General features: G+C 71.4%; 11 protein-coding genes. 3 read left to right on the forward strand and 8 right to left on the reverse strand.

What is annotated here, in order from left to right; genetic code table 11:
- Positions 1-15: 15 nt before the first annotated feature.
- From ACH4EW_RS14240 to ACH4EW_RS14265, 6 genes are all read right to left on the reverse strand, one after another.
- Positions 16-2160 (reverse strand): RelA/SpoT family protein, encoded by a 2145-nt coding sequence (locus ACH4EW_RS14240; RefSeq protein WP_398256086.1) that lies wholly within the window; start codon positions 2158-2160, stop codon positions 16-18.
- A gap of 140 nt (positions 2161-2300) precedes the next feature.
- Entirely contained in the window at positions 2301-3173 is an 873-nt protein-coding gene (gene dapF, locus ACH4EW_RS14245) for a diaminopimelate epimerase (RefSeq protein WP_398255904.1), read from the reverse strand.
- A 119-nt stretch (positions 3174-3292) separates the two neighbouring features.
- Positions 3293-3733 (reverse strand): hypothetical protein, encoded by a 441-nt coding sequence (locus ACH4EW_RS14250; RefSeq protein ID WP_398256088.1) that lies wholly within the window; start codon positions 3731-3733, stop codon positions 3293-3295.
- Between the two features lie 107 nt (positions 3734-3840).
- Complete coding sequence (gene miaA, locus ACH4EW_RS14255; RefSeq protein ID WP_398255907.1) at positions 3841-4779, reverse strand: tRNA (adenosine(37)-N6)-dimethylallyltransferase MiaA; 939 nt, start codon at positions 4777-4779, stop codon at positions 3841-3843.
- Between the two features lie 318 nt (positions 4780-5097).
- Positions 5098-5730, reverse strand: coding sequence for a response regulator (locus ACH4EW_RS14260; protein ID WP_398255909.1), 633 nt, complete (start codon positions 5728-5730; stop codon positions 5098-5100).
- Positions 5730-7028: a sensor histidine kinase gene (locus ACH4EW_RS14265; RefSeq protein WP_398255911.1), complete on the reverse strand. Its 1299-nt coding sequence runs from the start codon at positions 7026-7028 to the stop codon at positions 5730-5732. Before ACH4EW_RS14265 ends, ACH4EW_RS14260 begins: the two co-directional genes overlap by 1 nt.
- Positions 7029-7456: 428 nt before the next feature.
- Between ACH4EW_RS14265 and ACH4EW_RS14270 the strand changes: the two genes are divergently transcribed.
- The 3 genes from ACH4EW_RS14270 to ACH4EW_RS14280 all read left to right on the forward strand — a co-directional run bounded on the left by ACH4EW_RS14270 (position 7457) and on the right by ACH4EW_RS14280 (position 11125).
- Complete coding sequence (locus tag ACH4EW_RS14270; protein WP_398255914.1) at positions 7457-8194, forward strand: ABC transporter ATP-binding protein; 738 nt, start codon at positions 7457-7459, stop codon at positions 8192-8194.
- Positions 8188-10641, forward strand: a complete 2454-nt coding sequence (locus tag ACH4EW_RS14275) for an FtsX-like permease family protein (protein WP_398255916.1) — start codon at positions 8188-8190, stop codon at positions 10639-10641. Before ACH4EW_RS14270 ends, ACH4EW_RS14275 begins: the two co-directional genes overlap by 7 nt.
- Before the next feature lie 226 nt (positions 10642-10867).
- Positions 10868-11125, forward strand: coding sequence for an antitoxin (locus ACH4EW_RS14280; RefSeq protein ID WP_398255919.1), 258 nt, complete (start codon positions 10868-10870; stop codon positions 11123-11125).
- A 97-nt stretch (positions 11126-11222) separates the two neighbouring features.
- Here the strand turns inward: ACH4EW_RS14280 and ACH4EW_RS14285 are convergent, their stop codons facing one another.
- On the reverse strand, positions 11223-11936 hold the full coding sequence (locus tag ACH4EW_RS14285; RefSeq protein WP_398255922.1) for a class III extradiol dioxygenase subunit B-like domain-containing protein: 714 nt from the start codon (positions 11934-11936) through the stop codon (positions 11223-11225).
- A gap of 68 nt (positions 11937-12004) precedes the next feature.
- The gene (gene miaB, locus ACH4EW_RS14290) at positions 12005-13498 is read right to left on the reverse strand and encodes a tRNA (N6-isopentenyl adenosine(37)-C2)-methylthiotransferase MiaB (RefSeq protein ID WP_398256091.1); all 1494 of its coding nucleotides are present in this window, start codon (positions 13496-13498) and stop codon (positions 12005-12007) included.
- Positions 13499-13628: the final 130 nt, after the last annotated feature.

Raw genomic sequence — 13628 nt, forward strand, 5'->3', positions numbered from 1 at the left:
AGCTGCGCGGCGGCGTCAGCCGGTGGCGGCGGGGTGCTGGGCGCGGCTCACGTCGTACACCCCGGGTACGTCTCGCATCGCACGCATCAGCGCCGGAAGTCCGGTGGCATCGGGGAGCTGCAATGTGTAGGTGTGCCGGACTCGCTGTTCGCTGGGCGGTTCGACGGTGGCGGAGATGATCGCCGCGTCCGCTGTCGCGATCGCCTCGGTGAGATCGGCGAGCAGCCGGGGCCGTCCGAAGGACTCGGCGACCAGGGTGACCCGGCACCCGGCCGCGTCGCCCCAGCTCACCGAGACCGGCACCCGGCCGACGGACCGCATCCGGGCCACCGCGGAACACTCCTGGCGGTGCACGGTGACGGCGCCGCCGCGCACGACGAATCCGGTGACGGCGTCGGGTGGTGCGGGGGTGCAGCAGCCCGCGAGTCGTACGGTGGCGTCCGGCCGGTCCACCACGGCGCTCGCGAACCTGGCGTGCCCGGGGCCGGTGCTTTCCTGGAGCTGTGGTTCGGACCTGGGCTCCGCGGGCCTGCTGCTGTGCGGGCCCTGGGTGTCCTCGGGGTGTGCGTCCAGCCAGCCGGTGATGGCGATACGGGCGGCGGGGGTCCGGGCGTGGTCGAGCCAGTCGGGCGAGGGGCCGGAAGCGGCGTCCTCGGCAAGGAGCAGCTGCACGGTGTCGCCGTCGCTCAGCACGGTGCCGAGGGTGGCCAGGCGGCCGTTGACCCGGGCGCCGATGCAGCTGTGCGCCTCGTCCCCGTGCTGCGTGTAGGCGGCGTCGATGCAGCTGGCTCCGGCGGGCAGCCCGAGCGTGCCGCCGTCGGTGCGGAAGACCGTGATCTCCCGGTCCTGGGCGAGGTCGGCGCGGAGCGTGGTCCAGAAGGTGTCCGGGTCCGGGGCGGACTGCTGCCATTCCAGGAGCCTGGAGAGCCAGCCGGGCCGGGTCGGGTCCGCGCGCTCTCCGTCCGCGGGTTCGGCGGACTGCGGCGCGGAGCCGCTGTCCGCGGCGTACGGATTGCCGAGGGCGATGACGCCCGCCTCGGCGACCTTGTGCATCCGGTGCGTACGGATGAGGACCTCGGCGACCGCCCCGTCGGGGCCCACGACCGCGGTGTGCAGTGACTGGTACAGGTTGAATTTGGGGGCGGCGATGAAGTCCTTGAACTCGGAGATCACCGGGGTGAAACAGGTGTGCAGTTCACCGAGCACGGCATAGCAGTCGGCGTCCTCGCCGACGAGCACCAGCAGCCGGCCGAAGTCGGTGCCGCGCAGTTCGCCGCGCTTGATCCTGACCCGGTGCACGGAGACGTAGTGGCGCGGCCTGATGAGGACTTCTGCGGGGATGTCGGCCTCGCGCAGCACCGCCGCGACGTTCTCGGCGATGGCGGCGAGCAGGTCCTGGGGCGCCGCGGCGCCGGAGGCGTCCGGTTGCGCCGAGGCAGCGGCGATCAGTGCGCGGGTGTGTTCGTACTCCTCGGGGTGGAGGATCGCGAAGACGAGATCCTCCAACTCGGTCTTGAGGGCCTGTACGCCGAGCCGTTCGGCCAGCGGGATCAGCACGTCACTGGTGACCTTGGCGATCCTGGCCTGTTTCTCGGGGCGCATCACGCCGAGGGTGCGCATGTTGTGCAGCCGGTCGGCGAGCTTGATCGACATCACCCGGACGTCGTCCCCGGTGGCGACCAGCATCTTGCGGAAGGTCTCGGGTTCGGCCGCCGCTCCGTAGTCGACCTTCTCGAGTTTGGTGACGCCGTCGACGAGGTAGCAGACCTCTTTGCCGAACTGCTCCCGCACCTGATCGAGGGTCACTTCGGTGTCCTCGACGGTGTCGTGGAGCAGTGAGGCCGTGAGTGTCGTGGTCTCGGCGCCGAGCTCGGCAAGGATCAACGTGACGGCGAGCGGATGCGTGATGTACGGCTCGCCGCTCTTGCGCATCTGCCCGCGGTGCGAGGACTCCGCGAGTACGTAGGCCCTGTGCAGGATGGAGAGGTCGGCATCCGGGTGGTGCGCCCGGTGGGCCTCGGCGACATGACCGATCGCGTCGGGCAGCCGGTCGCGGGAGACGGGGCCGAGCAGCGCGACGCGGCCGAGCCTGCGGAGATCGATCCGGGGACGGCCCCGTCTGCGGATGGGAGCACCTGAGTTGGTGGCCTCTGCGCTGATGGGGCACCTCCGGCGACGTCGACCGGCGGTGGAGAGGTGCGGACGCGCCTCCGGGCCGGTGCTTGATGCTATCGAGCCCACCACGTGGCGGAGTCCGGCTCTCGCTCAGCGTGAAACGGATCACCCATTCGAGCGAAGCTCTAGCCGATAGCCGTTTCGAGCCAGTCAGAGTCGATCAGGCCCTCGGCAACGATCACGGCGGCTCCGGTCATCTCGATCTCGCCGTCCGGCCGCTCGGTGATCACGAGGGTGCCGCCGGGCAGATCGACCGTGTACGTGACCGGGGTGCCTGTCTCCGTGGGGTCGACGCCGTCCCTGCGAGCCGTGGCGACGGCGACGGCGCAGGCGCCCGTGCCGCAGGAGCGGGTCTCGCCCGAGCCGCGCTCATGGACCCGCATCGCGACATGGCGCGGTCCGCGGTCCACGACGAATTCGATGTTGACGCCGTCGGGGTAGACGGCCGCCGGGCTGAACGGCGGTACGGAGAGCAGATCACCGGCGTGCGCCAGATCGTCGACGAAGGCGACCGCGTGCGGATTGCCCATGTTCACATTGCGGGCGTCCCAGCTGCGGCCGTCCAGGCTGACCGTGACGCCGTTCTCGGGAAGGAGCGCGCGTCCCATGGAGACCGTGATGTCGCCGCTCTTGGCGATGTGCACCTTCTTCACACCGCCCCGGGTCGCGACGGCGAGGTCGCCCTCCTCGACGAGCCCGGCACGCTGCAGATAGTGGGCGAAGACCCGTACGCCGTTGCCGCACATCTCGGCGATCGAGCCGTCGGCGTTGCGATAGTCCATGAACCACTCGGCCTCGCCCGCCATGGCCCGCGCCTCCGGGTGCGCGGCGGACCGTACGACGTGCAGCAGCCCGTCGCCACCGATGCCGGCCCGGCGGTCGCACAGGCGGGCGACGGCGGAGGCGGACAGGTCGACGGCGTTGTCCGGATCGGGAACGATCACGAAGTCGTTCTCCGTGCCGTGGCCCTTGAGGAAGGCGATCTGCGAGGTGCTCACAGGGCAACTGTACGAGGAGCGACCGGCAGCCGACGAAAGCGGGCCGCGCGACGGCGCGCAGCGGTGGCAGACGGAGCGTCGCGGCGGCCGGACGGCAGCACGGCGGGACGCTCCGTCCGTCAGTGACGCAGCCGCGCCACGCGCCAGACGGCCAGTGCGACCAGTGCGGCGCACACGGCGACGTACAGCGCGATCACGCGCCAGTCGGACCTCTCGCCCGAGCCCCGCTGCGGCAGCCCGGGCCAGGTGTAGCCCACGCGGCGGGCGGCCATCATGCCCCAGCCCGCGGCACAGCAGCTGATCAGCAGGCCCAGCATGGCGACGACCGCGCCGCCGTCACCGAACTCGAATGCCAGCGGGAACGCGAACATCAGCGATCCCACTGCGGAGAGCATGACGATCGGTGCGAGCTGCCAGATGCGCAGACGTCGCGCAGGCCGCAGCTCGACCTCGACCTCGGGGGTCGCCTCGAACTCATCGGGCCCGTCGGGGCTCAAGCGTCCTGCCTCGTGCAACGTGTCCGGTGCGTCTTGTTCTGTGTCGCGAGGGCCGGCCTCCATCGCCACGCGCCCTCCCAACTCGGACTCCACTGGTCGATCGATGCTCGATAATGGCACGCCCCCGGGCGCCGAAATGACGGGCAGGGCTTCCCGATGCCATCACGTGATCAGGCTGTAACCGCTCGTTCGACCAACGCCAGCGCCTGGTGCGGGAGTTCCCCGCGGTGCTCCGCGGCACCACTGAGCCAGTGGACCCGCGGGTCGCGGCGGAACCATGAGTCCTGCCGGCGCGCGAATCGTTTGGTGGCACGTACGGTCTCGGCGCGCGCCTCGTCCTCGGTGCACTCCTGGGCCAGCGCGGCAAGCACCTGCTGATAGCCGAGCGCCCTGGACGCGGTCCGTCCTTCGCGCAGACCGTGCGCCTCCAGTGCGCGCACCTCGTCCACGAGTCCGGCCGCCCACATCCGGTCGACCCTCAGCGCGATGCGTTCGTCGAGTTCGGGGCGGTCCACGTCGACGCCGATCTGGACGGTGTCGTACACCGCATCGTTACCGGGAAGATTGGCGGTGAAGGGCTTGCCGGTGATCTCGATGACTTCGAGAGCCCTGACGATTCGGCGGCCGTTGCTCGGCAGGATGGCCCGGCCCGCTTCGGGGTCGGCGGTGGCGAGCCGGGCGTGCAGCGCCCCGGAGCCGCGCTCGACCAGTTCCTCCTCCAGCCTGGCCCGTACGCCGGGGTCCGTGCCGGGGAACTCCAGGGCGTCGATGGCGCCCTTCACGTAGAGCCCGGAGCCGCCGACCAGGACGGGGGTGCGGCCCGCTGCGAGCAGCCGGTCGATCTCGGCGCGGGCCAGCCGCTGGTACTCGGCGACGCTGGCGGTCTCGGTGACGTCCCAGATGTCCAGCAGGTGGTGCGGAACGTTTCCGCGTTCGGAGAGCGTCAGCTTCGCGGTGCCGATATCCATCCCCCGGTAGAGCTGCATGGAGTCGGCGTTGACCACTTCGCCGTCGAGCTGCTGAGCAAGGAATACCCCCAGATCGGACTTTCCGGCCGCAGTGGGACCGACGACGGTGATGACCCGCGGTGCGGGAGCTGAACTTCTCACCGCCCCAGTCTCGCAAACCTCCGGACGTGAATCTCACGGGATCAAGTGTAAGAAATCGTTAAAGGAGCGGGAAATGAGGAACAGAGATCTCCTCCCGTCCGCACACGCCCGGCCGGGTGCCCATGGGCAGCCGGGACCGCGAGCGGGCCGGGGCGCCGCACAGATCCGTGAGGCGGCCTGTTCGGTCGACGCGGGTGAGGGCGGCCGCGACGTGGGTTCGTCGGGGCGTGCCCGGCTTCCGCCACGGGCATACGACGGATGTCCGCTGGAGCTGTACCGTCTGGCCGGGAAGGCTGCCGAGGAGGGGCCGAGGCGGTGTCAGGCTCTCAGGAACGCGAGCACCGCCAGCACTCGGCGGTGTGTCTCGTCCGCCGGGGGCAGGTCGAGTTTGGTGAGGATGCTGCCGATGTGCTTGCCGACCGCCGCCTCGGAGACGACCAGTTCGCGGGCGATCGCGCCGTTCGACTTGCCCTGAGCGACCAGGGCGAGAACCTCCCGCTCACGCGGCGTCAGCCGCTCCAACGGGTCCCGGCGACGGCGCAGCAGCTGGCGTACCACCTCCGGGTCGACCACGGTGCCTCCGTCGGCGACCTCGGCCAGCGCGTGCACGAACTCCTCGACCTGGCCGACACGGTCCTTGAGGAGATAGCCGACGCCCGAGCCGTCGCCGGAGTCGAGCAGCTCGGACGCGTAGGCCCGCTGCACGTACTGGCTCAGGACCAGGACGGGCAACGTCGGCTGCTTCTCGCGCAATTGGACCGCCGCGTGCAGGCCCTCGTCCTGGAAGCCGGGCGGCATCCGCACGTCGGTCACGACGATGTCCGGGTGGTGCTCGGCGACCGCAGTGAGCAGCCCCGGCGCGTCCCCGACCGCCGCAACCACCTCATGGCCGCAGCGGGTCAGCAGACCGATGAGTCCCTCGCGCAGCAGCACGCTGTCTTCGGCCAGCACTACGCGGAGGGGTCGGTCCGCTCGTAAGGGTCGCAAGGAATCTCCACACGCAGCAGGGTCGGCCCACCCGGCGGGCTGGACAGCACAAGTCTGCCATCAAGGACCGACACCCGGTCCGCGAGTCCGGTGAGTCCGCTGCCGCCCTCCTCGCTCGCACCGCCCCGGCCGTCGTCGCGCACCTCCAGGACCAGCCGTCCGTCCCGGTGCCCGCCGGTCACCTCGGCGCGGCTCGCCCCGCTGTGCTTGGCGACGTTGGCCAGGGCCTCGGACACGACGAAGTACGCTGCGGCCTCCACCGCTTGGGGCAGTCGTTCCGGGACCCGCAGGGCCGTCTCGACCGGAATCGCCGAGCGGTCGGCGGCGTCCGCCACCGCCGCCTCCAGGCCGTAGTCCGTGAGCACCCTGGGGTGGATGCCGTGGATGAGTTCGCGTAGTTCCGTGAGCGCCTTGCCCGCCTCGTCATGGGCCTTGGCGAGCTGGTCGGCCAGTGGTCCCGGGGGCGCGTCGAGGCGGGCCAGGCCGAGCGTCATCGTCAGTGCGACCAGGCGCTGCTGTGCCCCGTCGTGCAGATCGCGTTCGATGCGGCGCCGCTCCGCCTCGAAGGCATCCACCAGCCGCACCCGGGAACGTACGAGTTCGGTGACCTTCGCGCCCAGGCCGGCATCCCTCGGGGCGATCAGAAGGCGGGTCAGCTCGGCCCGCGCCCCGGCCACGAGCGCCAGGAGGTACGCACCCAGCGTGAGCAGCACCGCTCCGAGCACGGCGACACCGAACGCCGCCGGCCAGGTGGTGACCGTCCACTGCTTGAGGACCTTCGTCTCCCGGCCGTCCCCGAGGGTCGCCAGCAGGACCGGTGTGGCGGCCATCGACGCCGGGCACAGCAGACCCGCCACGACGGCTAGTGCGTCGAGCGGCCACAGCACCACCGCGAACAGCAGCGCGTACCCGAGTTCACGCCAGGTCACCTGCTCCCGCAGCCGCGTCCGCAGCCATCCCCACAGACCCGGCACGGGCGGCGTGCGGTGCTGGTCGGCGGCCGGGTCGAGGTCGATGAGGCGCAGCCTGCGCCGTTCCACGGACGCCACCGGGATCCCGGCGAACGCCGCGAGCACGAGGAGCGGAAGACCCACCAGGACGACGGCGAGTGCCCCGCCGACCGCGACCGCGGTCACGATCGAGACCAGCGCGACGGCTCCGGCCACCACGCCGGTGACCAGGTATGCCACCGACCGCCAGGGCCAGGCCGAACGCAGGAAGCCCGGCCCGGTCATGGCCTGCCACACATTCCTTGGGTGCATGCCGCCACCCTAGTGAGGCCCTGTACATGGCGGTGGCGACCGGACCAGTACGGGCGGCGGCAAGGACTTGCCACCGCAGCCTGCCCTGGACTGCACCGGGCACGCGCTCGTCGCGAACCGGACGTTCACCGGGGCGAGCTGAACCGAACGCGGAGGGTATGCCTGGCCCTACCCCAGGTCTCGGTCCTGCCGCACTGCGCCGGCTCCCCGCGACACGGTTTCGTGGAGCCATCGAAGTTGTGAGGAAGGCGGCATTTCGATGGTGGCCCGCGGGGCCGGGCTGACCCGTGCCGCGTGCAACCTCCTGCACCCCGCGCACCGCCTCCGGGCCGCCCGGAGGCGGCCCGGCCAGGGCAAGGTGGCCGACGCGCTCCCGACCATCCGTCCCGCCCGATGTGCGGGGTGACCGACACCGAATGAGTGGAAAGATGACTGACGACGCGATCAAGTTGCGCTCCGTGAGCAGGCAGTACGGGTCGGGGGGCGGCGCGGTGACCGCCCTCGACCAGGTCTCCCTCGGCTTCCCCAAGGGCACATTCACCGCTGTCATGGGCCCGTCCGGTTCGGGTAAGTCGACGCTGTTGCAGTGTGCGGCCGGGCTCGACCGGCCCACCTCGGGTTCGGTCACCGTGGGCGGCACCGAACTGACCGGGCTGAGCGAGACCAAGCTGACCCTGCTGCGCCGCGACCGCATCGGCTTTGTGTTCCAGGCGTTCAACCTGCTGCCGTCGCTGACCGCCGAGCAGAACGTGGCGCTGCCGCTGCGCCTGGCCGGGCGGCGTCCCTCGCGGGCCCGGGTCCGTGAGGTGCTGCACCAGGTCGGTCTCGACGAGCGCGCGGGGCACCGGCCCTCCGAGATGTCCGGTGGCCAGCAGCAGCGCGTGGCGCTGGCGCGGGCCCTGATCACCCGCCCCGAGGTGCTCTTCGGCGACGAGCCGACCGGTGCGCTCGACTCGCAGACCAGCCGCGAGGTGCTCGCCCTGCTCCGCGGCATGGTCGACCAGGAGGAGCAGACGATCATCATGGTCACGCACGATCCGGTGGCCGCCGCCTACGCGGACCGCGTCGTCTTCCTCGTCGACGGGCGCGTCAACGGCGAGCTGATCGAGGCGAGCGCCGAAGAGATCGCCGCACGCATGACCAAGCTGGAGGCCGTGCCGTGCTGAGCATCGCCCTGCGGACCCTGCGCACCCGCTGGATCACCTTCGTCGGCAGCTTCGTCGCGCTGTCGCTCGGTGTCGCGCTGATCGCCGTCATGGGGCTGGCCCTCGCCTCCTCGCTCGACGCGCCCGGCCGGGGGCCGGAGCGGTTCGCCGCCGCGCCGGTCGTGGTGAAAGGCGCGGACGAGCTCCGGGTGCCGACGCGGATCGGCGACCGGGTCAAGAAACTGGCCGAGCCGCGCGCCGTGCCGGCCCCCCTCGTGATGAAGCTGCGTGAGCTCGGCCGGGTGGTCGAGGACCGCTCGTTCGCCTTACGCGCCGTGGGCGGGCCCGGTGACCTGGTGGGCCATCCCTGGTCCACCGCCGCCTTCGCCCCGTACCGGATCGACGAGGGGCACCCGCCCCGGGCCGCCGACCAGGTCGTCGCCGGCGGCGACTGGGCCGCTGTGGGGCAGCGTGTCGCCACGGACCGCGGCACCGTACGCGTCACGGGCACCGTGTCCGGGCTCGGCTTCGAGAACGCGCTCTTCTTCACGGATGCGCGGGCCGCCCAGCTTTCGCCGCGCAGCGTGCAGTTGGTGGTCGACGCCGACGCCGACGCGGTGCGCCGCGCGGCGCAGGGCAGCCCGGGTGTGCGCGTGCTGACGGGCGACGACCGCAGGCTCGCGGACGCCGACCCGGACCGCGACAGCGAGGCTCTGGTCGCGATGAACTCCATGTTCGGCACGGCCGCCGGTGTCACCGGCTTCGTGTCGGTGTTCGTGGTGGCATCGACGTTCGCGTTCGCGGTGGCCCAGCGGCGCCGCGAGTTCGGTCTGCTGCGCACGGCGGGCGCGACCCCCGGGCAGATCCGCCGGACGGTCTTCGCCGAGGCCCTGCTCGTCGGTGTCCTCGCGTCGGCCGCCGGCTGTGTCCTCGGCTCGTACGGCGCTCCCCGGCTGGCCCGGTGGGTCGTCGACAGTGAGCTGGCGCCGAGCTGGTTCACCATCGGTGACCACACCTGGCCGTACCACATGGCCTTCTGGACCGGCCTGCTGGTGGCGCTCTGCGGAGTGGTCGCCGCGTCGTGGCGGGCAGGCAGGACCGGCCCGGCCCAGGCGCTGCGCGAGGCGTCCGTGGACACCAGGACGATGACCTGGGGCCGCTGGCTCTTCGGTGGAGGCCTGCTGCTCGCCGCGGTCGTGACGCTCGCCATGGCACTGTCCACGGAGCCGGGCGAACTGCTCCACCGCAAGACGTACGTGAGCCGCCCGATGCTCCTGATCACCGCGGCCGCCCTGCTCGCGCCCGTCCTGGTGCGCCCGCTGACCCGGCTCATCGCCTGGCTCCCGGCCCAGCTCCCGGGCGCGGGCGGCATGCTGATGCGCGAGAACGCGGCGGCGGGCATCCGTCGCACCGCGGCCATCGCGGCCCCCGTCCTGGTCACGGTCGCCCTCGCGGGCTCCCTGCTCGGCGCGACCGCGACGCTCAACGAGGCCAAGGCCACCGAGACCCGCGACCAGGCCGCCGTCGACTACGTGGTGTCGCCCGCGGGTCCGGCAGGCTTCGACGCGGCCACTTTGGAACGGCTGCGGAAGGTCGAGGGCGCCGAGGTGTCCGCGACATCCGCGAGCGCTGTCTACGTCCTGGAGGACGGCGTGGCGCTCATCAAGTCCGATGCGCGGGCGGCCGATCCGGTGATGCTCGCCAGGACGACGCGGCTGCCGATCGCGTCGGGCCGGGTCGCCGATCTCGGCGACGACTCGATCATCGTCAACGAGGAGTGGGCACGGCACACCGTCGGACAGCGCGTCGACGTCTGGCTCGGGGACGGCACGAAGAAGTCGCTGCGGATCGCGGCGGTGATGCGCACCGGCACCGGCAACAACGGCGTCTACGTCACTCCGCGCAACGGCCCGGGCGCGCGTGTCGACCGCGTCGACGTGAAGGTCGCGGGCGGCGTGGACGCCACCGCGGTCGCCGCGGGGCTGCGCACGGCCGTCGCCGGCGGTGGGCAGGTGCGTTCCGAGGAACAGTGGGTGCGGGCGAGTTACCCGGAGACCAACCGGACCACCCGCCTCGGCTTCCTGCTCGTCCTCGGCATCGCTCTCCTCTACACGGGGATCGCCCTCGCCAACACCCTGGTCATGGCGACGTCGGACCGGGTCCGCGACCTGGCGGTGCTCCGTCTGGCCGGGGCGACCAAGTGGCAGGTGCTGCGACTGGTCGGTGCCGAGGCCCTGATGGTGGTGGCGGTCGGCGGGGTGCTCGGTCTCCTCGTCGCCGCGCTCAACCTGCTGGGGATCTGGGGTGCCCTCGGCATCCTCGATGTGTGGACCAGCATCGAGGTCCCGTGGTCGACGCTCGGCGCGACCGTCGGCGCCTGCGCCGTCCTCGCCGTCGTCTCGGCGGTGGCCCCTGCCTGGTTCTCCTTGCGGCGCCGGGCGGTGGAGCTGGCCGGCATGCGGGAGTGAGCGAACGCAGAGGGCCGGGTACCGGGTCAGGCCGCGGCCCCGGGGCAGGCGCGGGACAGGGAACCGGCGCGCCCCGGCCGACGCGGATCTACGCCCGTGCCAGTAGAATTCGTAGGTGAATGCGGGCGTTTTTCATGGTTTGCCCTTTGTGTAGGACCGCCTGAATCGGCGGTCGGCGGGCCGGAGAGGACGCCCGACCCCAGTCCCCCAGCAGGGAAGGTGCCCGATGAGCTTCCTGGACACTTTGAAGGCCAAACTGAGCCCCGCCAAGGACAAAGTCGGCGATCTCGCACAGCAGCACGGGGACAAGATCGACCACGGGCTCGAAAAAGCCGCCCGGACGGTCGACCAAAAGACCAAGGGCAAGTACAGCGACAAGATCGAATCCGGCACGAGGAAGGCCAGGGAAGCGGTCGAGCGCCTGTCCCACAAACACGACGAGGGCGGCACGCCGCCGACACCGCCCACACCGCCCGCTTCCTGAACAGCGGCCGTTCAACCGTTCGGGACCGACGGACGGCCGTGCGGCGGCAACACCGTACGGCCGCCGTCAGCCGTCTCTGCCGGGGTACGGCACGGGCTCAGGACCAGGTGGCGACCAGGTAGCCGACGCCGTACGGGGCGTCCTCGTACAGCAGTCGGCCGCCCAGGCCCGTTCCCTCGGCCGCGCCCGCCAGCACCTGCCACGGCGCCCGGCCCACCGCCTTCAGCTCGTACGCCAGCGACGCGTCCAGCGCGATCAGCGCGTCGGGGTCAGCCGTGCCCAGCGCATGGGCGGCCGCCGCGTCGAACGCTTCGGCGCGGTCGTCCAGGTAGCCGGGGGCCTTGAGCGTGCGGCAGGCGCTGCCGTCGCCCATCACCAGCAGGGCCACTCGGTCCGCCCTGGCTGCCAGGTCCCGTCCGGTGCTCGTGCAACGACCGGTTTCGAGCGGCGCCCCCACGCCGAGCCCTTCGACCGGCGCCTTGGCCCATTGCGCGCGGGCGAGCAGCCAGGCACCGACGGCGAGGGACGGCGGAAGCGTGCGGTCCGCCACCGGCTCCTTGTCGCGCCCCAGCCGTACCCCGAGATCGACGCCGAAGCCCTTGAAGGTGCCGGTGGCCCCTTCGGGATGCGGGCCACGCCCCTCGTGGTCCGCGGGCCCGATCACGATCAGCAGATCGGGTCGGGCAGCAGCCAGCACGCCGAGCGCATCGGCGCAGGCGTTCCTCAGAGCGTCGAGCTCGGGCGCGGCACCGGCGGCGACCTCGGGTACCAGCAGGGGCGGGCAGGGGCAGACAGCGGCGGCGACAAGCATGGTGGGCAGCGTACTGGTTGGGTGCGATGCTCCCGTCGGCAACCGTCGCCGTCTGCGTCCTGCCGGTGTCAGTCGCAGCCGCAGCCGGGGGCCGCGGCGGCGGGCAGCGGCGCCGGGGCGCCGATACCGGGCAGTCCCAGCATCACTCCGGCCGGCTTGGCGGCCTCGGTGGCGGTGCGCTTCTCCCAGGCATCCCCGGCCCGGGTCCGCCGTACGCCCACCGGAACGCCCTCCGCGAGCAGGTGGTGCGGGGCCGCGTAGGTGATCTCGACCGTCACCACATCGCCCGGACGCACGTCCTCGTCCGGCTTGGTGAAGTGGACCAGGCGGTTGTCGGGTGCGCGGCCGGAGAGGCGGTGGGTGGCGCCGTCCTTGCGGCCCTCGCCCTCCGCGACCATGATCTCCAGCATTCGGCCGACCTGCTTCTTGTTCTCCTTCCAGGAGATCTCCTCCTGGAGGGCGGACAGGCGCATGTACCGCTCCTGGACGACCTCCTTGGGGATCTGCCCCTCCATCTCGGCCGCCGGGGTTCCGGGACGCTTGGAGTACTGGAAAGTGAAGGCGTTGGCGAAGCGCGCCTCGCGGACCACGTGCATGGTCTGCTCGAAGTCCTCCTCGGTCTCGCCGGGGAAGCCGACGATGATGTCGGTGGAGATGGCGGCGTCCGGCATCGCGGCGCGCACCTTCTCGATGATGCCGAGGAAGCGCTCCTGCCGGTACGAGCGCCTCATCGCCTTGAGGATCGTGTCCGAGCCCGACTGCAGCGGCATGTGCAGCTGGGGCATCACATTGGGCGTCTCGGCCATCGCCGCGATCACGTCGTCCGTGAAGTCGCGGGGATGCGGCGAGGTGAAACGGACCCGCTCCAGGCCCTCGATCTTCCCGCAGGCGCGCAGCAGCTTGGAGAAGGCCTCTCGGTCGCCGATGTCGGAGCCGTACGCGTTCACGTTCTGGCCGAGCAGGGTGATCTCCGAGACGCCCTCGGCGACCAGCGCCTCGATCTCGGCGAGGATGTCGCCGGTGCGGCGGTCCTTCTCCTTGCCGCGCAGCGCCGGAACGATGCAGAAGGTGCACGTGTTGTTGCAGCCGACGGAGATGGAGACCCAGGCCGCGTAGGCGGACTCGCGGCGGGTGGGAAGCGTGGAGGGGAATGCCTCCAGAGATTCGGCGATCTCGATCTGCGCCTCTTCCTGGATACGGGCGCGCTCCAGCAGCACCGGCAGCTTGCCGATGTTGTGCGTACCGAAGACGACATCCACCCAGGGGGCCCGCTCGATGATGGTGTCGCGGTCCTTCTGCGCCAGGCAGCCTCCGACGGCGATCTGCATGCCGGGCCGCTTGGTCTTCATCGGGGCGAGCCGGCCGAGATTGCCGTAGAGCTTGTTGTCGGCGTTCTCCCGCACCGCGCAGGTGTTGAAGACGACGACGTCGGCGTCGCCGTCGGAGCCCTCGGCGGCACGTACGTAACCTGCGCCCTCCAGCAGCCCCGACAGCCGCTCGGAGTCATGGACGTTCATCTGGCACCCATAGGTGCGCACCTCGTACGTCTTCAAACCGTCCACTACTCCACCAGCCACATCGTTGCCGCTCACCCGTCCAGGGTAAGGGCTCCGGCCGGGCCGCAATGATGAATACCTCTCCGGCCGGGCTCACGGCTCCTGTTCCCGGGTGCGGGGACTGCGGCTCGGGGCC

It is taken from the genome of Streptomyces sp. NPDC018000, assembly GCF_044328025.1.
Lineage (GTDB): Bacteria > Actinomycetota > Actinomycetes > Streptomycetales > Streptomycetaceae > Streptomyces.